The organism is Exiguobacterium sp. s36, assembly GCF_018618345.1.
In the GTDB taxonomy this organism is placed as follows: domain Bacteria; phylum Bacillota; class Bacilli; order Exiguobacteriales; family Exiguobacteriaceae; genus Exiguobacterium; species Exiguobacterium chiriqhucha.
The window spans coordinates 169,375-193,796 of the sequence record NZ_JACSLW010000003.1; the positions used below are offsets into that span (position 1 = coordinate 169,375).

At 52.1% G+C, this 24,422-nt stretch carries 28 protein-coding genes; 24 read left to right on the plus strand and 4 right to left on the minus strand.

The window, feature by feature from the left end:
* Positions 1 to 23 precede the first annotated feature (23 nt).
* The 7 genes from celB (at position 24) to KNP95_RS08765 (ending at position 6,606) form a co-directional block, all read left to right on the plus strand.
* Positions 24 to 1,334 (plus strand): PTS cellobiose transporter subunit IIC, encoded by a 1,311-nt coding sequence (celB, locus tag KNP95_RS08735; RefSeq protein WP_058765536.1) that lies wholly within the window; start codon positions 24 to 26, stop codon positions 1,332 to 1,334.
* 32 nt (positions 1,335 to 1,366) lie between these two features.
* Positions 1,367 to 2,791, plus strand: a complete 1,425-nt coding sequence (locus KNP95_RS08740; RefSeq protein WP_214836662.1) for a glycoside hydrolase family 1 protein — start codon at positions 1,367 to 1,369, stop codon at positions 2,789 to 2,791.
* 80 nt (positions 2,792 to 2,871) lie between these two features.
* Positions 2,872 to 3,600 carry a GntR family transcriptional regulator gene (locus tag KNP95_RS08745; protein WP_021068003.1) on the plus strand — a complete coding sequence of 243 codons (729 nt, stop codon included), beginning with the start codon at positions 2,872 to 2,874 and terminating at the stop codon, positions 3,598 to 3,600.
* A 39-nt stretch (positions 3,601 to 3,639) separates the two neighbouring features.
* Positions 3,640 to 4,314, plus strand: coding sequence for an ABC transporter ATP-binding protein (locus KNP95_RS08750; RefSeq protein ID WP_131471680.1), 675 nt, complete (start codon positions 3,640 to 3,642; stop codon positions 4,312 to 4,314).
* Entirely contained in the window at positions 4,311 to 5,318 is a 1,008-nt protein-coding gene (locus KNP95_RS08755) for an ABC transporter permease (RefSeq protein ID WP_214836666.1), read from the plus strand. Before KNP95_RS08750 ends, KNP95_RS08755 begins: the two co-directional genes overlap by 4 nt.
* Positions 5,315 to 5,926: a class I SAM-dependent methyltransferase gene (locus KNP95_RS08760; protein ID WP_021068006.1), complete on the plus strand. Its 612-nt coding sequence runs from the start codon at positions 5,315 to 5,317 to the stop codon at positions 5,924 to 5,926. Before KNP95_RS08755 ends, KNP95_RS08760 begins: the two co-directional genes overlap by 4 nt.
* Before the next feature lie 17 nt (positions 5,927 to 5,943).
* Complete coding sequence (locus KNP95_RS08765) at positions 5,944 to 6,606, plus strand: NAD(P)H-dependent oxidoreductase (protein WP_058765538.1); 663 nt, start codon at positions 5,944 to 5,946, stop codon at positions 6,604 to 6,606.
* 35 nt (positions 6,607 to 6,641) lie between these two features.
* On the opposite strand, the gene KNP95_RS08770 is transcribed toward KNP95_RS08765, so the two are convergent.
* Both KNP95_RS08770 and KNP95_RS08775 read right to left on the minus strand, forming a co-directional pair.
* Positions 6,642 to 7,277, minus strand: a complete 636-nt coding sequence (locus KNP95_RS08770; protein WP_021068008.1) for a nitroreductase family protein — start codon at positions 7,275 to 7,277, stop codon at positions 6,642 to 6,644.
* On the minus strand, positions 7,274 to 7,720 hold the full coding sequence (locus tag KNP95_RS08775; RefSeq protein WP_021068009.1) for a MarR family winged helix-turn-helix transcriptional regulator: 447 nt from the start codon (positions 7,718 to 7,720) through the stop codon (positions 7,274 to 7,276). The genes KNP95_RS08770 and KNP95_RS08775 overlap by 4 nt, the downstream gene beginning before the upstream one ends.
* A gap of 181 nt (positions 7,721 to 7,901) precedes the next feature.
* Here KNP95_RS08775 and KNP95_RS08780 point away from each other — a divergent pair, with 181 nt between their 5' ends.
* The 6 genes from KNP95_RS08780 (at position 7,902) to modB (ending at position 14,057) form a co-directional block, all read left to right on the plus strand.
* Entirely contained in the window at positions 7,902 to 10,085 is a 2,184-nt protein-coding gene (locus tag KNP95_RS08780; RefSeq protein ID WP_214836669.1) for a malate synthase G, read from the plus strand.
* Positions 10,082 to 10,378, plus strand: coding sequence for a hypothetical protein (locus KNP95_RS08785; protein WP_021068011.1), 297 nt, complete (start codon positions 10,082 to 10,084; stop codon positions 10,376 to 10,378). The genes KNP95_RS08780 and KNP95_RS08785 overlap by 4 nt, the downstream gene beginning before the upstream one ends.
* A 66-nt stretch (positions 10,379 to 10,444) precedes the next feature.
* Positions 10,445 to 11,725 carry an isocitrate lyase gene (gene aceA, locus KNP95_RS08790; RefSeq protein ID WP_214836672.1) on the plus strand — a complete coding sequence of 427 codons (1,281 nt, stop codon included), beginning with the start codon at positions 10,445 to 10,447 and terminating at the stop codon, positions 11,723 to 11,725.
* Between the two features lie 148 nt (positions 11,726 to 11,873).
* Complete coding sequence (ric, locus tag KNP95_RS08795) at positions 11,874 to 12,581, plus strand: iron-sulfur cluster repair di-iron protein (protein ID WP_021068013.1); 708 nt, start codon at positions 11,874 to 11,876, stop codon at positions 12,579 to 12,581.
* A 106-nt stretch (positions 12,582 to 12,687) separates the two neighbouring features.
* Positions 12,688 to 13,419 (plus strand): molybdate ABC transporter substrate-binding protein, encoded by a 732-nt coding sequence (gene modA / locus KNP95_RS08800; protein ID WP_214836675.1) that lies wholly within the window; start codon positions 12,688 to 12,690, stop codon positions 13,417 to 13,419.
* Positions 13,416 to 14,057 carry a molybdate ABC transporter permease subunit gene (gene modB / locus KNP95_RS08805; protein WP_214836678.1) on the plus strand — a complete coding sequence of 214 codons (642 nt, stop codon included), beginning with the start codon at positions 13,416 to 13,418 and terminating at the stop codon, positions 14,055 to 14,057. Before modA ends, modB begins: the two co-directional genes overlap by 4 nt.
* Here the strand turns inward: modB and KNP95_RS08810 are convergent.
* The gene (locus tag KNP95_RS08810) at positions 14,054 to 14,425 is read right to left on the minus strand and encodes a DUF3221 domain-containing protein (protein WP_214836682.1); all 372 of its coding nucleotides are present in this window, start codon (positions 14,423 to 14,425) and stop codon (positions 14,054 to 14,056) included. The two genes, modB and KNP95_RS08810, sit on opposite strands and share 4 nt — an antisense overlap.
* A gap of 134 nt (positions 14,426 to 14,559) precedes the next feature.
* Here KNP95_RS08810 and KNP95_RS08815 point away from each other — a divergent pair, with 134 nt between their 5' ends.
* From KNP95_RS08815 to KNP95_RS08845, 7 genes are all read left to right on the plus strand, one after another.
* Positions 14,560 to 15,687: an MFS transporter gene (locus KNP95_RS08815; protein WP_214836686.1), complete on the plus strand. Its 1,128-nt coding sequence runs from the start codon at positions 14,560 to 14,562 to the stop codon at positions 15,685 to 15,687.
* Positions 15,668 to 15,955 carry a hypothetical protein gene (locus tag KNP95_RS08820; protein WP_214836689.1) on the plus strand — a complete coding sequence of 96 codons (288 nt, stop codon included), beginning with the start codon at positions 15,668 to 15,670 and terminating at the stop codon, positions 15,953 to 15,955. The genes KNP95_RS08815 and KNP95_RS08820 overlap by 20 nt, the downstream gene beginning before the upstream one ends.
* Positions 15,948 to 18,194 (plus strand): molybdopterin oxidoreductase family protein, encoded by a 2,247-nt coding sequence (locus KNP95_RS08825; protein WP_214836692.1) that lies wholly within the window; start codon positions 15,948 to 15,950, stop codon positions 18,192 to 18,194. The genes KNP95_RS08820 and KNP95_RS08825 overlap by 8 nt, the downstream gene beginning before the upstream one ends.
* Positions 18,191 to 18,733: a 4Fe-4S dicluster domain-containing protein gene (locus tag KNP95_RS08830; RefSeq protein ID WP_021068020.1), complete on the plus strand. Its 543-nt coding sequence runs from the start codon at positions 18,191 to 18,193 to the stop codon at positions 18,731 to 18,733. Before KNP95_RS08825 ends, KNP95_RS08830 begins: the two co-directional genes overlap by 4 nt.
* A gap of 20 nt (positions 18,734 to 18,753) precedes the next feature.
* Positions 18,754 to 19,260: a QcrA and Rieske domain-containing protein gene (locus KNP95_RS08835; protein WP_214830524.1), complete on the plus strand. Its 507-nt coding sequence runs from the start codon at positions 18,754 to 18,756 to the stop codon at positions 19,258 to 19,260.
* A complete protein-coding gene (locus tag KNP95_RS08840; RefSeq protein ID WP_214836695.1) occupies positions 19,250 to 19,453 on the plus strand; it encodes a hypothetical protein in 204 nt (67 codons plus the stop codon). The genes KNP95_RS08835 and KNP95_RS08840 overlap by 11 nt, the downstream gene beginning before the upstream one ends.
* 111 nt (positions 19,454 to 19,564) lie before the next feature.
* Positions 19,565 to 20,257: a Crp/Fnr family transcriptional regulator gene (locus tag KNP95_RS08845; RefSeq protein WP_021068023.1), complete on the plus strand. Its 693-nt coding sequence runs from the start codon at positions 19,565 to 19,567 to the stop codon at positions 20,255 to 20,257.
* On the opposite strand, the gene KNP95_RS08850 is transcribed toward KNP95_RS08845, so the two are convergent.
* Complete coding sequence (locus KNP95_RS08850; protein ID WP_021068024.1) at positions 20,258 to 20,770, minus strand: hypothetical protein; 513 nt, start codon at positions 20,768 to 20,770, stop codon at positions 20,258 to 20,260.
* A 222-nt stretch (positions 20,771 to 20,992) separates the two neighbouring features.
* Here KNP95_RS08850 and KNP95_RS08855 point away from each other — a divergent pair, with 222 nt between their 5' ends.
* The 4 genes from KNP95_RS08855 to KNP95_RS08870 are packed head-to-tail and all read left to right on the plus strand — an operon-like array spanning position 20,993 to position 24,422.
* Positions 20,993 to 22,309 (plus strand): MFS transporter, encoded by a 1,317-nt coding sequence (locus KNP95_RS08855; protein ID WP_021068025.1) that lies wholly within the window; start codon positions 20,993 to 20,995, stop codon positions 22,307 to 22,309.
* Positions 22,310 to 22,366: 57 nt separating this feature from the next.
* A complete protein-coding gene (gene moaA, locus KNP95_RS08860; RefSeq protein ID WP_021068026.1) occupies positions 22,367 to 23,374 on the plus strand; it encodes a GTP 3',8-cyclase MoaA in 1,008 nt (335 codons plus the stop codon).
* A gap of 5 nt (positions 23,375 to 23,379) precedes the next feature.
* Positions 23,380 to 23,883 (plus strand): MogA/MoaB family molybdenum cofactor biosynthesis protein, encoded by a 504-nt coding sequence (locus KNP95_RS08865; RefSeq protein ID WP_021068027.1) that lies wholly within the window; start codon positions 23,380 to 23,382, stop codon positions 23,881 to 23,883.
* On the plus strand, positions 23,880 to 24,422 hold the full coding sequence (locus KNP95_RS08870) for a molybdenum cofactor guanylyltransferase (protein ID WP_214836697.1): 543 nt from the start codon (positions 23,880 to 23,882) through the stop codon (positions 24,420 to 24,422). Before KNP95_RS08865 ends, KNP95_RS08870 begins: the two co-directional genes overlap by 4 nt.

Sequence of the window (24,422 nt, forward strand, 5' to 3'; positions counted from 1 at the left end):
ATCCTATGTCACAGGACAACAAAATGTTCTTATTGATCAGCAAGTTGCTCATGCCGATGGCGACTTACTTGAATAACAGTCGGTATTTGCAAGTCTTACGGGATGCGTTCATGCTCGCGTTCCCGATTACCATGTTCGGTTCAATCGTCGTCGTTATTGCCAACTTGCCGTTCTTAGACAAGTTCATGTCGGAAGGGACGCTGAATGCGTTCAAATCGTCACTTGGTAACGCCCCATCGGCCACGATGGGAATCATGTCAATCTTCGTCGTTTTCGGTATTGGCTATTATCTTTCGAAAAGTTACAACGTCGAAGCCGTCTTCGGTGGGGCGATTTCGCTCGTATCGTTCCTCTTGTTGACACCGTTCCTCATTGAAGTCGAAGGAATGACAGAAGCGGTCGGTAACGTCCTCCCGCTCGATCGTCTTGGCGCCAAAGGAATGTTCCTCGCCATGATTACAGGTTTCCTCTCAGGTGAGATTTATCGATTCGTCGTTCAAAAGAACTGGACGATCAAAATGCCGGACGGCGTACCGCCGGCGGTTGCGAAGTCGTTCTCGGCGCTCGTTCCGGCCTTGTTGACGCTCACGGTCTTCTTGCTCCTCAACATCGGTGTGACGAGCTTGTTCAATACGAACTTACATGACGTCATCTTCAACGTCGTGCAACAGCCGCTCGTTAAATTGGGTAACGGTCTCGTCCCAACGTTGATCGCCATCTTCTTCGTCCAATTGTTCTGGTTCTTCGGGTTGCACGGACAAGTCATCGTCAACTCGGTCATGGATCCGATTTGGAATACGTTGTCGCTTGAAAACTTGAACGCGTACACGGCGACCGGAGATGTGCCGAACATCATCAGTAAACAGTTCGTCGAAATCTATACGGTCGGCCTTGGTGGCTCCGGCTCGACGCTTGCCGTCATCGTAGCGATTTTGTTGTTCTTGAAATCGAAGCAGTTGAAACAAATCGGGAAACTGTCACTCGGACCAGGGATTTTTAACGTCAACGAACCGGTCATTTTCGGTCTGCCGATCGTCATGAACCCGCTCATCATGATTCCGTGGATTGTCGCCCCACTCATCACGGTCACAGTCACTTACTTTGCAATGTCGACAGGGCTCGTCCCGCCGCCGACAGGGGTCGCGGTACCTTGGACCGTCCCGATGTTCATCAGTGGGATGATGGCGACGAACTCACTTGCCGGCGGATTGCTACAACTCGTCAACTTCTTGATCATCTTGGCGGTCTGGTTCCCATTCCTTAAATTTATTGACCGTTTGAACTTGAAGAAAGAACAGGAAGAAGCCGCTAACCATAAAGACGAAGCGGTATGAATGAGAAATAGAGAATAAGGGAGAGAAAGTTTATGACGAACCCGACAGAAACGAAAACATCAGCAGCAGTGACGTATCAATTCCCGACCGATTTTTGGTGGGGGACGGCCTCTTCGGCGACGCAAATGGAAGGTGCGGCGTTTGAGGGAGGCAAAGGCTTAAATATTTGGGATTATTGGTATATGCAACAGCCGAACCGATTCTTCAATGGCGTCAGCGCGACGGAGGCGTCTAACTTCTATCATTTGTACGAGCAAGACATCGCACTCATGAAGGAGCTCGGACATAACACGTTCCGTTTCTCAATCTCGTGGTCACGTCTATTCCCAGAAGGCGTCGGTGAGGTGAATGAAGAGGCGATCACGTTCTATAACAATGTGATTAATTGCCTCATCGATCATGACATCGAGCCGTTCATCAACTTGTATCACTTCGACATGCCGATGGCGCTTCAAGACCGAGGCGGCTGGGAGTCACGTGACGTCGTCGACGCTTACGTACAGTTCGCGAAGACGTGTTTCGAACTTTTCGGAGACCGTGTGACGACATGGTTCACCCATAACGAACCGATCGTACCGGTCGAAGGCGGCTATTTGTACGATTTCCACTATCCGAACGTCGTCGATTTCAAGCGTGCCGTTCAAGTCGCTTACCATTCGATCTTATCGAGCGCGCTCGCCATTCAGGCGCACCGGGAGCGGGAACAGGCCGGTCAAATCGGAATCATCCTGAATTTGACGCCGTCGTATCCGCGCAGCCAACATCCGGCCGATCTGAAGGCATCACGCTTGGCCGACGCCATCTTCAACCGCTCGTTCTTGGACCCGTCCGTGCTCGGGACGTTCCCTGAAGAACTCATCGACGTGTTACAGGAACAAGGCGCGATGCCGGAGATGCAGCCGGGCGACTTGGATCTCATTCGGACGAACACGATCGACCTCCTTGGCATCAATTACTATCAACCGCGTCGGGTCAAGGCAAAGGCATCGCTTCCGAATTCTGATGCGCCGTTCCTACCAGAGAATTTGTTCGACTTCTATGAGATGCCGGGTCGCAAGATGAACCCGTATCGTGGTTGGGAAATTTATGAGCAGGGCGTCTATGACATCTTGATCAACTTGAAAGACAACTACGGTAACATCCCGTGTTTCATTTCTGAGAACGGGATGGGCGTTGAAGGAGAAGAACGTTACCGTGACACCGACGGCAGCGTCCAAGACGACTACCGGATCGATTTCATTCGCGAGCATTTGAAATGGACGCATCGGGCGCTCGAAGAAGGTGCGAACGTGAAAGGGTACCATTTATGGACGTTCATGGACAACTGGTCATGGAGCAACGCCTATAAGAACCGCTATGGGTTCGTCGGTGTCGACTTGGCGACCCAAGAGCGGACCGTTAAAAAGTCTGGTCACTGGTTCAAACAAGTGATTACCAATCATGGATTTATAGAATAATAGGAAAAGCTGACAAGGACCTACTCTTTGTCAGCTTTTTTTGATATATTATTTGTATATGTCTATACATGAGGTGGAATATGTCTACAAAGAAAAAACCAAAATATGAATCGATTGCGGATGAGATTCGGCATCGGATCAATGAACAGGCTTATGAACTCGAAACACCGCTCCCAGATGAGATTCAATTGGCAGAAGAATTTGGTGTCAGCCGTATGACGATGAAGCGCGCTCTCGAAATTCTCGTGATGGAAGGCTTGATTTATCGGAAGCGTGGCAAAGGGACGTTCATCTTGCCGGCCAGTTTCCAAAAAGAACGCATCAATATCATCAGTAAAGAGACGAGAGGATTGACGCAAGTCATCGGCGACCGCAGTTTGCGCAGTGAAGTGCTCGATTTCGAAGTGAAGTTCCCGACCCAGGAAGTCGCCGACCATTTGATGATTGAGCTGACGGAACCAGTCTATGAGATTCGTCGTGTCCGCTATGTGGACGAAGAGCCGTATGTCATCGAATTGACGTACATGGTCGCCAATCTAATTACAGGACTGTCGCGTAAAATTTTAGAGAAGTCGGTCTATAGCTACATCCAACAGGAGCTCGGTTACACGATTACGAGTTCACACAAGATGATTCGAGCCGACAAGCCTGACGAGTACGACCAACGCTACTTGAAGAATGACATTACTGACCCAATCATCGAAGTCGAACAAGTCGTTTACTTGAGTAACGGGAAGCCGTTCGAATATTCATTCGCCCGGCACCGCTATGACAAGTTCGTTTTCTCTTCGGTCAATATCGTTCGATGACGTCGCCTGAAAAGGCGACTTTTTGCGAAGGAGGTTCGAATGGACGTTCACATTGAACAAGCCGGGTATGAACGCGGTGAGTCGGTCATTGAGGACATCGAATTTGAGGTCCGACCGGGCGAAATCGTTGGGATGATTGGGTCGAACGGGGCCGGGAAGAGCACGACGCTCGCCTGTCTCACCGGAACAATCCCGTGGATGCGTGGAACGGTGAAAATCGACCGCTACGCCTATATCCCCGAGCAACCGGTTTACTATGATTATTTGACGCTCGAGGAACATATCGCTCTCGTATTGGAATTGACGAGTGTTCACACTCGCGAGCGGACAGACGAATTGCTGCGTCTGTTTCGGCTCGAGACGGTCCGGTACGACTATATCGCCTCGTTCTCAAAAGGGATGAAGCAAAAAGCGATGATTCTGTTGGCGCTCATCCAAGAGGCGAAGTTTCTCCTTGTCGATGAGCCGTTCGTCGGACTCGACGCGACGACGACGATTCAGTTGCTTCGTTTACTTGAAGCGGAACGCCGTCAAGGCACCGGGGTGCTTCTCGTCACCCACGTCCTCGATACGGCAGAGCGGTTATGCGACCGCTTCGTCTGGATCGATGACGGACGCATGCTCGCAAGTGGGACGAAAGATGAATTGCGTCTCAGCCTGCAAACCGAAGGCGAGTCGCTGTTCGACATGATGGAAGATGTGGCCATGCGATGAATGAACATCAGCTGTTCGTTAGACGTGTCCGCACCCATGTGACCAAACAGTGGAAGACGTGGCGGCTCATCTTGGATTGGACAGTCGTTCTGTACGGCGTCATTCCGTTCGCCATCTTTCTCGGGTACCAATACCGATTGCTTTGGCAAGGCGAGCTTAGATGGGTGAGCCAAGTACCGATGTTCGTTTGGACGCTTGGAATTGGAATCGTACTCCTTAGAAATCCGTTTTTCGTCTGGGTCGAACGGGCGGACGTGACACTGGTGGCCAAACGTTCTTTGATTCATAAATTGAAGCACGGTTCGTTGCTTTATCACGCCATCAAACTAGGTTCAACGCTCCTCTTTGTCCTATTGATGTTCATCCCCGTGCTTTGGCTTGACGGTTGGCCCGTTGTCTCCATATCCGCATTTGGGATCAGCCTCCTGTTTTTGACCGGGCTTCATACGTGGATCCGTTATCAATTGACGGTCCGGCGCAGCAATTGGATGTTACGAGTTACGGTCACGTGTGTGACGTTCGTTTGTATGTATGCGCTCCTCAGCGATTCGCCTTTAGGGGCGGTCGTTCTCGGTAGCGGCCTCGTGGCGGTTGCGATATATGTGGGAGAGGGGTGGATGACGCGTCATCCATTTCTTAGCCAAGAACTCGAACGTAGTGAGGCGCTGCGTACCGCTTTTGACCGGGCATTATTATCCACGTCGGGCGCAATCGAGAAGCCGAGCCGGCGCAAGCGTCCGCTCTATCGACCGAGACCGAATCGGTTTGGGACCGCCCGGCGTACGTCGGCCATCTTACTCTATATACGGACGCCGCGTCATCGGAACTTATGGCTACGTCTCATCCCGCTTGCCGTCACAGGGATGCTCCTCGTGCCGAGCTGGTTCAAGTTGCTCATCCCGCTCTATGTCGGCTACGTGATGTGGCAAGAACGACAGGCGTTCAAACAAGAGATGGAGCGTCATCCATTTTTCCGCGCCATCCAAGAAAGGACAGATTTATGACTGAACAAGACTATGAACGATTGCTTCAAATCGAGACGGCGAAACCGCAACAAGGGTTCCCGGCCTCGGCCGAATACCACCGCTATGAACCGACTCCTTATGAGGCGCTCGACTTGTTGCGTGACGCCTATCCGCTCGCGGCCACGGACACGGTCGTCGATTTCGGTTCGGGGAAAGGGCGCCTCCCGTTTTATCTCGCCTATACGTTCCGAGTTCGGGCCATTGGCATCGAGATGGATGGCGGCTTCCACGAAGCGGCACTTGAGAATTGGATGAACTACGCCAAGAAACACCGGACGCGTGGCAGTGTTCAGCTCGTCCGCGGCTACGCCGAACAGTTTGAGGTGCCGGCTGAGGCGAACCGCTTTTACTTCTTCAACCCGTTCTCGGTGAACGTGTTCCGGCAGGTCGTCGCGAATATCATCGACTCGGTCGAGCGAACGCCGCGTCCGGTCGATCTCATCCTCTATTATCCAGCCGATGAGTACTTACATTTTCTGAACGATGAGACGCCGTTTCGCTACGTGCAGGACGTCCGATTGCCCTTGAAGAATCTTCATGAGCGCTTTCTCATTTATCGTTTTGATATGATGGAGTCATCTTGGTGAATGGGGAGTGGATCATCGTGAAAAAAGAAGAGATTTTAGACGCGTATCGTTGGCGTCAAGCGACGAAGGAGTTCGACGCGGACCGCAAAATCGATGAGGAAGATTTCGAATTCATCTTGGAGACAGGCCGCCTGTCACCAAGTTCGTTCGGTTTCGAGCCTTGGCAGTTCGTCGTCGTTCGTCGCGAAGACTTGCTCCAAAAGATTAAAGACCATGCTTGGGGGGCGCAAGGGCAGGCGTTGACGGCAAGCCATTTCGTGTTGATCTTGGCGCGGACGCCTGAAGCGATGCGCTACGACTCGGACTATATCCGTCATATCGTCACGGACGTCCAAGGACGGACGGAAGACGAGTACGCCCTTCGGGTAAAACGTGTCCGTGAGTTCCAAGAACAAGATTATCGACTGTTGGACGACGAGCGTGTGTTCCAAGAGTGGATTAAACGCCAAACGTATATCCCGCTCGGCAACATGATGACGGCCGCTGCCCAAATCGGCGTCGACTCATGCCCGATCGAAGGGTTCAATCAAGCGGAGATTGACGAATTATTGATTTCAGAAGGCGTCATGGAACGAGGCGCCTGGTCGCTCTCGGTCATGGTCGCGTTCGGACATCGGGCCCGTGACTTCGCGCCGAAGACACGCCGTGACTTCAATGAGGTCGTCAAATACATCGGATAAAAAAAGCTCAAGCGCCGAGGCGCTTGAGCTTTTGCTTATTTCCAGTCTGTGATGCGGTCGATTGGGAAGCGGACCGATTGGTAACCGTCTTCCGCGGCTTTTCCGATTGAGAGGAGCATGACCGGAAGATAGCGCTCTTTCTCGAGGCCGAACGCTTCCGCGATGTTCGCTTTGTCGTAGCCACCGATCGGGTTCGTGTCGTAGCCGTGGGCGCGGGCGACGAGCATGAGCTGCATCGCGACGAGACCTGAGTCGAGCAAGATGCTGTCTTTGATCGATTCTTTCGGCGCATCTTTGAAGATGCCTGTAATCATGTCGACTTGGCGGTCACGGACGTCTGGAGGCATGAGGCCACGTTCAACGGCCGTATCGAAAATCTCTTCTGTGTAATCGGCCATTTGATAATCGGCGAAGATGGCGATGACGGCAGATGACGTCTCGACTTGGCGTTTGTTGAAGCTTGCGAGCGGGAGGAGCGTGTCTTTCCCTTCCGCGCTATCGATGACGACGAAGCGCCATGGTTGCAGGTTAAGTGAAGACGGAGCCGTCGTCGCTTCCTCCAAGATTTGTGTCATCTCTTCTTTCGAGATTTTGACGTTCTCATCATATACGCGAATCGAGCGGCGTCCTTTGACGATCTCCATAAAGTCTTTTTGTGTAGTCGTGTTCATATAAGGGTCTTCCTTTCGTGTTGAATGTTGGTTTGTAATGTATTTAACAATTCGAGTAGCTGTTGTTGATCCTCTACCTTCATGTTTACAAAAAGTCGGTCCGACAAGCACTTCTTTTGCTCGGTCCAATGTGCAATCCGCTCGCGACCGTCATCCGTCAAATCGACAAAGATGACTCGATTGTCTTGAAGACATCGTTCGCGCGTGATTAAGCCTTGTGTCTCGAGTTGTTTTAAGTGACGCGTAATGGCGGCATGGTCGACTCCGACCCGTTGTTGCAGTTCACGTTGACGTAACGGTCCGACGTGATGCAAGTTGCTCAAAATATCGAAGCGGGTCGAACTGAGTCCGTCCATTTCCGTATCGAACAGTTGGGCGAGTTCTTTTTGTACGGTGATGACGTGGTAAAGGATTTCGTCGCTGAGCGAACAGGCGTCGCGCATGAGACATCCTCCTTAAAACTAATTGATGAATCAATCATTGATAGGTCACACAATTCATCCTAATCGGTTTGAAGAGAGAAGGCAAATAAAAAGATTCAAAAAAACTGTTGTCAAACTGTTATATAATAGTCTATATTATATTCAACTGATATATAACAATTATTCGGGAGGATGTGATGGTTTGGAACAATACGTAAGAATCGGCACATATCGTGTCCATCGTACGCTGGTCGACTTGATTGCCGAGCGGGTGTTGCCCGAAGAGGCTTCACGGCAACAGTTTTGGGTTGGGGTCGGTCAAATTTTAGACGACTTCACAGAACGGAACGAGGCATTGTTGCGAGAACGAGAAGCATACGAACGACTGTTACAGAACTGGTACAAGGAACATGGACCAACCTTTGATCAGCACCAATACAAACAATTTTTGCAAGACATCAATTACATCGAGCCAATCGTTCCAGACTTTACGATCGACGTCACGAACGTCGACGCAGAAATCGTCCAGGCCGGTCCGCAACTCGTCGTCCCGCTCGATAATGCGCGCTATGCGTTGAACGCAGCGAATGCTCGCTGGGGCAGCTTGTACGATGCCTTGTACGGAACGGACGTCATCGACACGGACGAGGAGCCGACGGCTGGATATAATCCGGAACGGGGGGCGAAGGTCATCGCCTACGCCAAACAGTTTCTCGACGATAAGTTTCCGCTTGGGGAAGGCTCACATGAGGAAACGGACGGTTATCTCGTGTCAGAGGGCAGGCCGTACGCCATCATCGAAGGGAACCGCATCGCGTTCCAAGACGATTGTCTCGTCGGCTACGTCGGAGAGGCGAGTGATCCGAAGAAGCTCCTGCTCGTCCACAACGGGATTCACGTCGAGCTGAAGTTTGACCGGAACCATCCAATCGGAAAAACAGATCGAGCGGGACTTGTCGATATCGAGCTCGAATCAGCGTTATCGGCCATCATCGACTGTGAGGACTCGGTCGCGGCCGTGTGCGCCGAAGAGAAAGTCCAGCTCTACTCGAACTGGCTCGGTCTCATGGACGGAACACTCGAGGCGACATTCACGAAAGGCGGGAGACGACTCACACGGAAATTGAACCCGGACCGGCATTATATCGGACCGGAAGGACGTGAAGTCACGCTACCGGGACGGTCGCTCTTGTTCATTCGCAACGTCGGACACTTGATGACGACGGATTTGATGCTTGATGAGGCAGGGCGTGAAGTGCCAGAGGGCATCCTGGACGGGATTTTCACAGCGCTCATCTCGAGCCGTCATCTCGACGCTAGACAAAATTCTCGCGAACGTTCGATCTATATCGTCAAACCGAAAATGCATGGCTCGAAAGAAGTCGCCTTCACGAATGATTTGTTCGACGCGATTGAAGATGTGCTCGAGCTGCCGCGTCACACGATTAAAGTTGGTGTGATGGACGAGGAGCGTCGGACGTCGCTCAATCTAAAGAACTGCATTGAACGAGTGAAAGAGCGCATCGTCTTTATCAATACAGGCTTCCTCGACCGGACCGGGGATGAGATTCACTCCTCGCTCACGCTCGGACCGATGCGCCGAAAAGGTGAGATGAAAGCCTCGGCTTGGCTCGACGCGTATGAACGGTCGAACGTCCGGGTAGGACTCGACGCCGGATTCCACCGAAGCGGACAAATCGGGAAAGGAATGTGGGCCATGCCGGACCGTATGGGCGAGATGATGCGCGAAAAAATCAATCATGTCCGATCCGGGGCGACGACGGCCTGGGTCCCATCACCGACGGCGGCCACGCTTCATGCGCTCCATTACCATCAAGTCGACGCCTTTGACGTCCAACGCGAAGTGGCCGCTCGTTCGTTCGATCATGTGATGGAACGAAGTCGGTTGCTTGAGATTCCACTTGCCACGCGTGACTACACGGACGAAGACGTGAACGAGGAGCTCGAGAATAACTTGCAAGGCTTGCTCGGATATGTCGTACGTTGGGTCGAACAAGGTGTCGGCTGCTCGAAAGTGCCCGATATTCATCATGTCGGCTTAATGGAAGACCGGGCGACGCTCCGCATCTCGAGTCAGCACGTGGCCAACTGGTTGTATCATGGCGTCTGTAGTCGAGAGCAAGTGGAAGCGACGCTCGTCCGGATGGCCGGTGTCGTCGACGCGCAGAACGCGTCGGACCCGCATTATCGTCCGATGACGCCTGACGTGGAGCGTTCAATCGCCTATCAAGCGGCGAAAGATTTAGTGTTCGAAGGCGACGAGTCGCCGAACGGATATACGGAACCGATTTTGCACCGGCGCCGTCGACAGTTTTTACAACAAGTGACATTAGAACCGAATTTAAAAGGAGGAGCATCATTATGACAACGAAAAAAATTGAAAGCGAACAGTTAATTGAACGTTGGGTCGTCCGTCGAATCATCTCAGGGGAATCGACAGCGACGCTCGCGAACACGGCGTTCGTCTATGGGAACGATTTGATGCGTCTCGTCCTCGATCGGGCCGACGGATCGCTCCAAATCATGAGAGAGCCAGTCGAAGAAGTTGTCGTGTTCCGCAAACCGGAAGAACGTGATGAAGAAAACGTCTGTCGCTGCTGCGGCATGGAACACTCGTCCTTCAAGTCGGCGCTTGAGTGTTGCGCATACTTGGATTAAGCATGCACCATCTGTTATATAACAAATGATTAAATCATGAATTAATATAATACAGGAGGAATGGATATGAACGAACAACGCGCACAAGTTGAGGAAATGATACAGTCGGAACGATTTACTGGGGTCGAACGTCCATACGGAGTTGAAGACGTGATGCGACTTCGGGGATCGGTGTTGATTGAACATACGCTCGCGACAAAAGGAGCGGAACGGTTATGGGAGTTACTCCACGAGCGGGACTACGTCCACGCGCTCGGGGCGTTGACGGGGAACCAGGCCATCCAGCAAGTAAAGGCTGGTCTTGAGGCCATCTATTTGAGCGGTTGGCAAGTTGCCGCCGACGCGAACTTGTCGGGACATATGTATCCGGATCAAAGCCTGTATCCGGCCAATTCGGTGCCGAGCGTCGTCAAACGGATCAATCAGGCACTTCAACGCGCCGACCAAATCCAAACGGCGGAAGGAAAAGGCGATACGCATTGGTTCGCCCCGATTGTCGCTGACATGGAGGCCGGTTTCGGCGGTGTGCTCAACGTGTTCGAACTGACGAAGGCGATGATTGAGGCGGGGGCAGCCGGTGTCCATCTTGAGGATCAACTTTCGTCGGAGAAGAAGTGCGGACATCTCGGCGGAAAAGTGTTGCTACCGACACAGACGGCCGTGAAAAACTTGATTGCCGCTCGGCTCGCGGCAGACGTCATGGGAGTGTCGACGATTATCGTCGCCCGGACGGATGCTCACGCGGCGAATTTGATTACGAGCGACATCGACCCAATCGACCATCCGTTCATCGTCGGTGACCGGACACCGGAAGGGTTTTACCGCACCGAGGCAGGCATCGAGCAGGCAATCGCGCGTGGTCTTGCCTACGCACCGTACGCCGACCTCGTCTGGTGCGAGACGTCCGAGCCCGATTTGGATGAGGCACGCCAATTCGCAAATGCGATTCACGCGAAATATCCGGGCAAACTGCTTGCTTACAACTGCTCACCTTCGTTCAACTGGAAGAAGAAGCTGTCAGACGAGGAAATCGCAACGTTCCAACAAGAAATTGGTGCGATGGGGTACAAGTTCCAATTCGTCACGCTCGCTGGTTTCCACTCGCTCAACTTCGGAATGTTCGAACTCGCACGCGGATACAAAGCCCGCGGGATGGCTGCCTATTCCGAGTTGCAGCAAGCTGAATTCTCGGCGGAGCAGCATGGCTATACGGCGACACGTCACCAGCGCGAAGTCGGGACCGGGTACTTTGATGAAGTGTCACTCGTCATTTCTGGAGGCCAGTCGTCGACGACGGCACTGGCCGGATCGACAGAGGCAGAGCAGTTTGAAACGCCTTCCCATTAATCGACGCCCCTCACAAAATGAGGGGCTGTTTTGTGTCCAAATTTGGAACGAGGCAATCCCGTTCACCTAAATGTGACGTATTTCACATTTTTGTCGTCAAACTCTTGCTACGCTAAACATGTCAAAACGAATATGGAGGTTATGACAGATGACACAGACATTCACGGGCGATACGCACGTATCTGAAATCGTCAAACAATGCCCGCAAGCAGCAGACATCTTCAAACGGAACCGAATCGATTTTTGTTGTGGTGGCAACCGACCACTCGCTGAAGCGACTGACAAATCGAAACGGTCGACAGAAGATATTTTAGAAGAAGTCAATGCGCTCTATCAACGCAAGCAAGAGATGAACGAGAAGAGCATCGATTGGGATGCCGCTTCTTCTTCGGAATTGATTGAGCACATCATTTATAAGCATCACCAGTTTTTGACGGACGAATTGCCTCAGCTCACACCATATGTGACAAAAGTGTTCCGGGTTCACGGACAAAATCATCCGCACCTCGGTCGCATTCACCAATTGTTCAATCAATTGAAAGTGGAACTTGAACAACATATCGTCAAAGAAGAGACGGAAGACTTCCCGACGTTGCTTCGTCATGAGACGGCACCGACAGCTGAAACGAGACGGGAGCTTGATGACATTTTGGCTTCGCTCGAGTCAGAACATGCAGCAGCGGGTGACATCTTGAAAGAGCTTCGGCACATCACGAACGACTATACGCCGCCTGAAGGTGCGTGTGGGACGTATCGTCTTGTCTATCAACGGTTAGAAGCGCTCGAATCGGATACGTTCGAACATATTCATCTCGAGAACAACATTTTATTCCCGCGGGCGCGCACGTTCGCTTAATAAGGGCACACCTCTACTGACGTAGGGGTGTATTTTTGTGACGTTTGATACAGATGGGAGGCGAAGCAATCGCTACGATAAAAGAGAAGCAAAGGAGTGATCAATCATGAAACGGGTGAGTGGAGTCATCATAGGGATGGCAGTCGCCTTATTACTAAGTCAAGTCTGGTCGAGTTCAGATTCGGAGGACACCGTGACCATCCTAGCAGCGGCGAGCTTAGGACCGGCTTTGGAAGAGGTCGAGCGACAACTTGAAGCGGAATTCGATGGGATTGATGTTCGGGTCGTGACGAACGGGAGCGGCGCTTTGCGAGCACAAATCAATCACGGGTCTCCGGCAGATATCTTTTTAGCCGCGAGCGTTGACGATGTCGACCGATTACAAATCCCGATTCTAGAGCGGGATATGTTCTTGCATAACGAATTGTGGCTCGTAACACCGAAAGGGAAACCGTGCGCGGAGACGTGGGACGACTTAAATACATGTGCTCGCATCGTCATCGGTGATCCGATCAATGTCCCGGCCGGTCGTTACGCAAAAGTGGCGCTCGAAGGGGAAGATGTGTGGGAGGAAGTGGAGCCGCGAGTCATGTTCGCCCAAAACGTGAGACAAGTGCTGACGCTCATCGAACAAGGTGACGCCAATGCGGGATTCGTTTATAAAACGGAACTCACGACGGACATCGAGTCGATTCAGTCGGTCCCATTTGAAGCGACGGGTGCGATTTCGTATCCGGCAGTTCGCTTAACGCATGATCCATACGTCCGCGATATCTATGCGCGTTTGTTTGATAATGAGATCCAAGCTCACTTTTTGGCGAAAGGATTTTCCAAATGACGCAATCTCCACTTCAACTCACATTCGAAGTCGGGGTGATGGCGACGGTGAGCGCCTTCGTCCTCGCCTTCGGAGCGGCCTATTTCATGCATCACCGTCAATTTAAAGGAAAGCGGCTGCTGGAGACAGTGTTTTTACTGCCGCTCATCTTGCCACCGACAGTCATCGGGTTATACGCCTTGATGGTCCTCGGGAACAACGGGATCGGTGGGTTCTTGCCCGTCACCATCTTGTTCACCAAACAGGCGAACGTCATCGCGTCCGCCTTGGCCGCGTTTCCGCTCATCTACCAAACGATTCGTCTCGGGCTCAAACAACTCGATGCGGAATGGTATGAGGCCGGACGCGTGCTCGGTGGGTCAGAACGTCAACTGTTCACTTACGTGACGATTCCACTGCTGCTACCTGCGTTGACGAGCGGTTTCGTCCTTGGTTTCGCACGGTCAATCGGCGAGTTCGGGATCACGATGATGATTGCCGGGAACATTCCGGGCGAGACGATGACACTTGCCACTGCGATTTATATGGCGACAATCAACGGCGATATGAAGCAAGCGCTCATTTGGAGTGGATGGTTGGTTGGCCTGGCGTTTTTAGTCCTATGGCTGAGCGAACGTTACGGCAAACGTCAATATTAGTCGATCACAGCGACTTTTTTCACATAAGACCGGTTCGGAGTATTTAAGATACTTGGGCCGGTCTTTTTCCAAATGTGGACGTGGTCCCCGACAGCGATTTGTTCGAACGTCGCCTTTACTTGAAACTTGAACCAACTTACGTCTCCCGGTTCACTTTGCGCGAAAAGAGTGTCAGGAGAGAGCGTGGCTTCTTCTGCAGTGATGCCGCTGATGACGAGTGCGGTGCGGTCAGACTCATTTATTTCAATCACATATCCTTCGACGTCTGGCTCGGTCGTCGCCCGGTTAGCGAAGACAAACCCGATGGAAAAGACGACGAGCATGGCCGCGATGGTGAGGAATAACATGATTTTGAATGATGATTTCATAAGGGAACGCCTCCTTCGTTCATTATTCTGTCACGTCTCGAATCGCTTATCTGTGAAAAAAGTAACAGTTAAGTCGAGATGTCATCTTTATGATGAAACTATGAAGTCGCTCGGAAAGAGAAGGGGGAACACATATGTCCGATCGTTATTTTTATTCGACCGCTGCAAAGTGGTCGTTCGTAGGATTCACCGCCTTGGTGCTCTCGACGTGGGTCGCGTCGGCAGGATTTGAGCACGTGGACATGGCGTTGTTCGGCTACTATATCGCCGCCGTCATTTGCATGATTGGGATGGTCGTTCGTTTGACGTTATTCTTTGCACGGCCGGCCACTTCGCAAGTATTGAAGAGGAGCTTTAAACAAATGAAGGCAGAAAAGAAACGGGCCGGTAAAGCCGTCGCCACGACAACTGTCAATAACATCGTCTTACAGAAGTTCATCTGGGAACGTGGCTGGTACCGCTGGACCCAACATATGTTGATCGCCTGGGGATGCCTCGGGTCGTTCGCCATTACGTTCGGCTTGACGTTCCAATGGATGCGCTTTGATTTGATTGATATCGAGACGTATCAAATCGTCGTCTTCAACATCCCGACCATCAAAATGGCCGCGCATGGGTTGTTCGCCGAGCTTGTCTATAACGGCTTGAACATCACCGCGCTCATGTTGCTCGTCGGCGTGCTCATGGCACTCTATCGCCGGATTAACGACCAGGACGTGAAAGTGACACAGCGGTTCGAATTTGATATTTTACCGCTCCTCATGTTGCTCATCGTCACCGTATCAGGTCTCTTGTTGACCGTGTCGTACGTATTCTTCGGCGGCTTCATTCATCATGAACTCGCCTTGTTCCATCAATTGACCGTCATCATCTTTTTATGCTACTTCCCGTTCGGTAAACTGTTCCACTTGCCAGTCCGACCGATGGCAGCCAGCGTACCGATGAACTACCGGGAAGTCGAAGCGGATGAGACGCGTGTCTGCGCTGGGTGTGGCACACGCTATGCAACGGACAATCAAGTCGAGGACGTCCAAGCGATTTTACAAGCACAGACGATTCAGCTCGGACTCAGTGACGGGACCCAGCTGTCGGATTACTGCCAACCGTGTCGACGTTCGATGCGTGTGAAGATGCAGTTGAACTTGATGAATGGACAGTTATCGACGCACCCGGTCGATACGAATACCGGCATGTCGATGCCAGGGTTCGGCCGGCCGAAGGAGACGAAAGATGAGGCAAAAGATGAGACACCTGTGCGTTAAATGCGGAGAACCGACTGGGACGCTTGAAGAGATTGAACAAGTAAAAAAAATGCTCGAAGGGTCGGACCAACTCGTGAAAGTCGATGCGGCACATACGGTCCAAGACCTCTGTCACGCCTGTCGTCGTCGGGCCCGGCTCGATTCGGCGCTCGGACGGCCAGGAAGTGACGGGATGCATTATCCGCTTCAAACGATTAACGGCTATCACGTCAGTGGATTTTCAAAACGAAGAGCGGAGACGTTCTATGGAGGGGAAGACGATGAGTGACTTTTTAACGTCGCCAGAAGTACAGAACTTAATCAAACCTGGTGAGAAACTGATTACGACCCATTGTTGCTACTGCGGGATGCAGTGCGGCATGCACATCCGGGTCGATGAGAAGACCGGGGCCGTCAAAGGCGTCGAACCACGCTACGATTTCCCGGTGAATAAAGGCAAGCTTTGTCCGAAAGGCGTCACGGCCTATCAAACGATTGAGCATCCGGACCGTATCCTCACACCGCTCATCAAGCGGAATGGCAAGTTTGAGAAAGCGACATGGGACGAAGCGCTCGACGTGATTGAAGCGAACTTTAAACGGATTCAACGAGAGCACGGAAAGGATGCGGTGTCTGTCTTCGGCGGCGTCTCGATGACGAATGAGAAATGTTACCTCGTCGGGAAGTATGCGCGGGTCGCACTCGGCACACGATTCATCGACTATAACGGCCGCTTCTGTATGTCATCTGCCGCCGGCGGTTTCTTAAAGACACTCGGGATTGACCGCGGGGCGACGCTCCCGTGGACGGAGTTCGAGCATGTCGACACGTTCTTTGTCGCCGGTTCGAATATCGCCGAATGTCATCCGACGACGACGCAGCATATTTGGAAAGCGAAGGACAAAGGCGCGAAAATCATCGTCGCCGACCCGCGTGAGATTCCGATGGCGCGTGTCGCCGATGTCCACCTCGATTTGAAACCGGGGACGGATGCGGCGCTTGCGATGGGACTGCTCAACTTTTTAGTCGAACACGATTATGTCGATCAAGCGTATGTGGATGAGCGTTGCGATAACTACGAAGAGTTGAAGGCGTCGGTCCGTGACTGGACGCTCGAACGGACGAGTGACGTGACGGGGATTGCTATCGAAAAGCTTGAAAAGGCAGGCCAAATTTACGGAAAGAGCCCACGGTCGGTCATGTTGTTTGCCCGTGGTGTCGAACAACAGTCAAAAGGCGTCGACAACGTCTCGCTCTACACGTCGATGGCACTTCTGCGCGGCATGGTCGGAAAATTCGCCTCGGGTGTCGCTACGATGACCGGGCAAGGGAATGGCCAAGGCGGACGAGAACATGGACAAAAAGCCGATTTGTTACCGGGCTACCGGAAGTTAACTGACCCGAAAGCCGTCGAATATGTGAGCGGTGTCTGGGGCATCGATCCTTCTGAGATGCCAAAACCAGGGGTGTCTGCATTCGAAATGTTCGATGAGATTCAAGCGGGAACGATTCGGGCGATGCACCTCATGTGTTCGAATCCGGCCGTCTCGGCACCGAACCTACCGTACGTGTGGGACAGTTTCAATAAGCTCGATTTCTTCGTCGTCAGCGACTTCTTCATGTCAGAATCTTGCGAGTTCGCGGACGTCGTCTTGCCGGCTTGTTCGTGGGCCGAAGATGAAGGGACGACGACGAACCTAGAAGGACGTGTCATTCGGATCCGGAAAGTGCGCGAACCGCTCGGAGACTCGCTTCCAGACTGGGAAATCATGAAGCGGATTGCTGAACGGATGGGACGCGGACAGTACTTCCCGTACGAGACGGCGCGTGACATTTGGGAGGAGTTCCGCATCGCGACAAAAGGTGGAGCGGCCGACTACTCCGGAATCACGTGGGAACGAATCGACAACGAATATGGCGTCTTCTGGCCGTGTCCGTCTGAAGACCATCCGGGCACACCGACGATGTTCAAAGAACGGTTTGGGACGGCAAACGGGAAAGCGAATTTGCCCGTCGTCACGTATCGACCGGCCGGCGAATATGCGAATGAAGAATATCCGGTCACGCTCACGACAGGCCGTGTCGTCTTCCATTACTTGTCGGGCAACCAGACGCGTCGTGTCGATTTCTTGAGCACGATGTCAAAATTGCCGTTCGTGGAGATTCATCCCGAGCTCGCCTCAAGTTATGGCCTACAAACGGGTGACAAAGTCGAACTGCGGACACGCCGCGGAGCGATGGTCGTCGAGGCGCGTTTGACGAAGGCGATTCGAAACGATACCGTCTTTGTCCCTTACCATTGGGGCAAAGAGCTCGCCATCAATCAATTGACGAATCCGTGTCTCGATCCGATGTCACGCATGCCTGAGTTCAAAGTATGTGCGGTTCAACTGAAGAAGTTACCGGCGAATACGCCGCTACACATTAACCCGTTGACGGTGCCACTCGGTTCGAGCGTACCGTTCATGGCGGACCATGCGATTGCGACGAGCTGTCACGTCATGGATGAGGAGGTTCATACGAAATGAATAAAGTCATGTATTTAGAATTTGAACGCTGTATCGGCTGTCGAGCTTGTCAGGCGGCTTGCCGCGAATGTGGCGATCATGACGGACTTGAGCGCAACTACGTGGACTATATCGATTTCTCGGAGAACCGTCAGACGTTCCCGATGATCTGTATGCAATGTAAAAATCCAGCTTGTGCTCAAGTGTGTCCGGCCAATGCGATTCAAATCACGCCAGAAGGTGTCGTCTTATCGGCTTCCGAAGAAAAATGTATCGGCTGCCGGAACTGTACGTTCGCTTGTCCGTTCGGGATTCCGAAGTTCGATTTTGAGAAGAACAAGATGTATAAATGCGACATGTGTTACGACCGTTCCAAACATGATATCGCGCCGATGTGTGCGTCAGTTTGTCCGTCAGATGCGATTCGTTTCATTGACCATGACGAGATGATGCAACTGCGTCGTCAGCGCGTTCAAATGAACATGATTGAAGGAAAAAAACCTTCACAAGATGATAAATGGAATTACGTCCCTGAATTCTTTGGCGTCTATTCCGACTGAGGCAGAAAGGAAGATGACTTATGTCGAAAGATTCAAAAGAGCGGGAACGGTTATCCGCACTTGTCGATAACTTGAGTCGGGCCGATGATGTGAAACTGAACCGACGGGCCTTCATCAAATCGACGTTTGGGGCCGGCATCGCGCTCGGTCTCGCGACGGTCCCGTTCAATATCGCGACCTTCGTTCGAAGCGAGCCGAGAACCGACCGTCAGTTCATCACGACGGTCGCGGCGCTCGAGCGCGGGAAATCACTCGAATTTGAATATCCGGGTACGGAACCATCGTTGCTTGTTCATTTAAAGACCGGTGAGTTCGTCGCCTATAACAACAAATGTACACATCTGCAGTGTCCTGTGTTTTATGTAGAGGAAGAAGATGTGCTCCTCTGCCCATGCCACCGCGGCTACTTCGGTCTGGATGGACAGCCGCAAGCGGGTCCGCCACAACGGGAGCTTCCTAAAATCCTACTGGAGATTGAGAATGGGAAAATCTTTGCGGTCGGAAGAGAGATTCATCATGGGGCGTAACGGTTGGAGTTTAATCGGACTGGTCGTGTTGCTCGCGACGAACATGGTGCTGTTGCAATATACAATTGAGAGCTATATGGTGTATGATCATGCCTCGATGCGACTATATATGGCCATCGCCATCATCAATGTCGGATTGATCGCCTTATTATATCGATATTGGAAAAAAATTGAATATCGCATGAAAGAATAGTCGTCCCCTTGAAACGCTTCCAAATGTTGATTGCGTTTCGAGGGGGTTTGTGTTTAGAATGAAGGCAAGCTTTCATATGGTGCAACGTGTTTTTAAGGAAGGTCGGTGGAAATGGCTCATTCAAGTAAATCGATGGTGCTCGAGGAAACAAAAAAATTGGCACATCGAATCATTCATGTCCCCAAAGGCGGGTTTCTGTTCCGGGAACAAGAAGACGCATCCGAATTTTATATTGTAAAGAGTGGACTAATCCAAATTTCGAAATTGACGGAAAATGGAAAAGAATTGACGTTACGTTGTTTAAGCGCTGAGGCTTGTTGCGGAGAATTGACGTTGTTCGCAATCGATCCGAAATATCTGTTTAACGCGAAAGCGTTAGAAGACAGTGAAATTTATGCGGTCAAAATCGAACGGATTGAAACGATGATTTTGTCATCGAATCCCGAGTTCGTCCGCGAGTTCATGATTATGATTAACGAACATATGCGGAAGCAGCATACGAAATTTAGAGACTTGGTGTTGAACGGGAAGAAAGGGGCGCTTTATTCGACGCTCATTCGCATGGCGAACAGCTATGGGGTGGAAGTCGAAGGTGGCATTCTCATCGACTTGAAACTGAAAAATCAAGAGCTCGCCAACTATTGCGGAACGTCGCGCGAACGCGTGAACCGCATGTTGAACGAGCTCGCCCAAGAGGGGATTTTGTCGCTCCCGTCTCGTCAAATCATCATTCATGACCTCGACCGCTTGAAACAGCTCAACCATTGTGAGGACTGTCCCATTTCAGTCTGTGTCATCGATTGATCACATCACGGCAGCAAGTGATAGCTCGCCCTCGAAATGTTCTAACCCATCGGCCTCGATTGTACAGGCCGATACATAAAAATCGCCATCTTCCATCAACTCGTAAGACCGAAGTACTCCTTCGGCTAGCTTGACCCCGTTAGCACGGACTTCGACGACGACACCTTCCATCGAGCGAACGCGCGCTGCGGACAAAAAGTCCAGCCAACGTTTGAAGTGGCGATAGACGGTGACCACCGTCCCGTCCCCTAGGTAGCCGATGACCGCCTGGGTATCATCGATCGTCACGTCGTGGTTTGTATCGATTCGGACAAGCAAGTCATGCAGGGCTTGCAGTTCTTCCATCGGACTTTCCAGTGGGAACGTGACGGTGATGCCCGTCTCCGTGAACGCCGCTTCGGCAATCGAGACACCGAAGACGCGGAACACATGGGCCCCATCTTGACTGAAGAAATATGGCTGCAGCGCCAAACGAGCCTCGGATGCGCAATGAATTTGAATAAGATGTGACACAGTTATCCCTCCTCTATTCCTTACGATAAGGAATCGGGGAGGGTTTTTCTGTGTTCAATGTCACAGAACCGAAAGAAAGGCGATTTTGTCACAGATTGATGACAAGCCGATAAAAAAACTCAACATGCGAAATAAGTGTGAAAGAAGGCACACTTTTTTAAGGGAGGGGTCGATAGGATGGGATTAGGATACGAATTGAACCGTTTAGAGGAGGAATAGACAATGCAACAATTAGACAAAGGGTCGCATGCACTCGCCGAGTGGAAGCCAGAGGACGTGGGGTTCTGGGAAGGGACGGGGAAACAAGTCGCCAATCGCAACCTACTTGTCTCAGTCCCGGCCCTGACGCTTGCGTTCATCGTTTGGCAGATGTGGTCGGTCGCGGCCGTCCAATTGAATTCGATTGGATTCAGCTTTACTCAAGGCCAATTATTCACGTTGGCCGCACTGCCTGGACTTGTCGGGGCGTCGTTGCGCTTTTTCTACACGTTTGCGAACAGTATATTCGGCGGGCGGAACTGGACGATCTTCTCGACGTCGATTTTGTTGTTGCCGCTCCTTGGTATCGCCTACGCCGTGCAAAACGTCAACACACCGTATTGGGTGTTCATGATTTTGGCCGCTCTTTGCGGACTAGGTGGGGGGAACTTCTCGTCGTCAAACGCCAATATCGGTGCGTTTTATCCGAAAGCGAAAAAAGGGACGGCGCTTGGGATTAACGGAGGCATCGGGAACTTGGGCGTCTCGCTCGTTCAATTGATCACACCGCTTGTCATCACGACGAGTATATTCGGATTCATTGGCGGCAACGCCCTCGTGACTGAGACCGGGCAACAGATTTGGCTCCAAAACGCGGCGCTGCTTTGGGTCGTGCCGACCATCATATTGACAGTCTGTGCCTACTTGTTCATGGATAACTTACCGACGGCACGCCAATCGATTCGAGAACAGGCGAGCGTGTTCAAAGACAAGCACTTTTGGATTCAAACGTTGCTCTACACGGCGGCCTTCGGTTCGTTCATCGGATATGCCGCTGCGTTCCCGATGATTTTGAAATTAAAGTTCCCTGAATCGGACTTGTTGGCACTCGCCTTCCTTGGTGCGTTCCTCGGCGCTTCCTCACGTCCATTCGGAGGTTGGATTAGTGATAAGGTCGGAGCGGCCAAAGTGACATTGGTCGTGTTCGGTGTCATGGCGCTCGGGACGATGAGTGTCATCCTGGCCATCACGAACGACAACTTGACGATGTTTTTCATCTCGTTCGTCGTTCTGTTCATCGCGACCGGACTCAACTCCGGTGCGACGTTTGCGATGATTCCCCACGTGTTTGTGGCAACGAAGACACCGGCCGTCGTCGGATTCTCGGCAGCGTTTGCCGCTTACGGCGCCTTCTTCATTCCGAAAATGTTCGGCTGGTCGCTCGAACTCGTCGGTTCGTTCAATGGCGCGTTGTTCGTCATGCTCGGACTCTACGCGATTTCAATCGTCACTACAATTTATTACTATTTGCGGAACGGTGCTGAAAAGCCGATTCGCTGACTTTTGGGAAGGGACTTAGGAGGTCCCTTCTGTCGTTGACAGAAAGGATGAACCCACATGACACCATGGACCGATCGTCGGAGACGACCGTTGGAAGATTTGCGTATCTCGGTGATTGATAAATGTAACTTCCGATGCCGGTACTGCATGCCTGAAGAAGCGTTTCGCCACCACCAATTTTTAAAGCGAGATGAGTTGTTATCATTCGATGAGATTGAGCGATTCGTTCGGATTATCGCTCCGCATGGCGTGAAAAAAGTACGCTTGACCGGAGGCGAACCGCTACTTCGAGCGAATCTCGATGAGTTGATTCGCCGCCTGCGGGCGGTCACGACCATCGAAACGATCGGATTGACGACGAACGGCGTTTATTTAGAACGGATGGCGAAGGCGTTGAAGCAAGCCGGGTTGGACCGGGTCAATGTGAGTCTAGACGCCTTATCAGCCGAGACGTTTGGGATGATGAACGGGCGCGGGACGTCGCCTGAAACGGTGTTACGAGGCATCGATGAGGCGAAACGACAAGGGCTCGAGGTGAAAGTGAACATGGTTGTCCGGAAAGGTTGGAACGATCATGAAGTCGCCCCGATGGCCGCCTATTTTAAAGAACGGAACATCACGCTCCGTTATATCGAGTTCATGGACGTCGGCACAGCGAACGAGTGGAACGTTGAACATGTCGTATCGTCTGAATCAATACTCGGCGTGTTGCGCCAACAGAACGGCTTGCTCGAACCACTTGCTCCCGAGGCGCTCGGGGAGGTGGCCAAACGTTATCGCTACGATGATGGAGCAGAAGTTGGTTTTATCTCTTCGGTCAGTCAACCGTTCTGCGGGACGTGCACACGAGGCCGGCTATCGAGCGATGGCAAATGGTATACGTGCCTGTTCGCGGAAGAAGGGACAGATATTCGCGAGCTGCTTCGCAGCGGAGCGAGTGACGACCTCATCGCGATGACGTTAAAAATGGTATGGGAAGTGCGCGACGATCGCTATTCGGAAGAACGATCACGAAATGGGAACCGGACACGCAACCGGATTGAAATGAGTTACATCGGAGGGTGAAAACCATGCAGACACACAATCACGTACATGAAAATACAAAGCGTGTCCGGGCCGCGATTTTAACAATCTCGGATACACGCACGCTCGATACGGACGTTTCGGGAGAACATATTTGCTCATTGTTAAAAGCAGAGGCCCACACAGTCACATACCGTGAAATCACGAAAGATGATCCGATAGAAATTGAGGCGGCCGTCAGACGAATGGTTGATGAGAAGATGGATGTCATCTTGACGACCGGTGGGACGGGAATTACGAAGCGCGATGTCACCATCGAGACGATTCGACCACTGCTCGACCGGGAGATGGTCGGCTTTGGCGAGTTGTTCCGTCACGTAAGCTTCACGGACGACATCGGACCGGCCGCGATGTTGTCGCGCGCTCTCGCCGGACGTATCGGGGATACAATCATCTTCTCGATGCCAGGGTCACGGGGCGCCGTCGACTTGGCGATGACCCGTTTGATTCTCCCCGAGCTCTCGCACATCGTCTGGGAAGCGACGCGATGATTGGCATCGTTTTGGCGGGCGGCCAATCGCGTCGGTTCGGCTCCCCTAAATGGCAAGTTCGCTACAAAGACGCCTCGTTTGAAGAACGAGCAAGGAACATCCTAGCTACGACGACGGAGACCCAGTGGAGCGTCGTTCCCACCGGACAGTCGACGACCCCGTATCAACTTGAAGACGATCGAGAATGGCGAGGCATGGGGCCGATCGCAGGCATCGTCACCGTCATGCGGCACGTTACGAGTGATTGGTACGCCGTCTGTGCGTGTGATACGCCCTTGGTGCCAGCAAGTGTTTATGAACGCCTGGCGATGGAGCGAAGAAATCAACCGGTCGTCGCCTACGCCGACAATCGAATTCATCCGCTCATCGCCCTCTATCCACGGGCGATGGAATCGCAGTTTGTGGCTGCCTTACATCGAGGTGAACGGGCGGTCATGCCTCATTTGACCGAGGCGACCATCGTCTCGTTCGAAGAACGGGATTGGTTTAAAAATGTGAATACGCCAAATGATTATGAAGCACTGCTCGGAAGGAAGTGA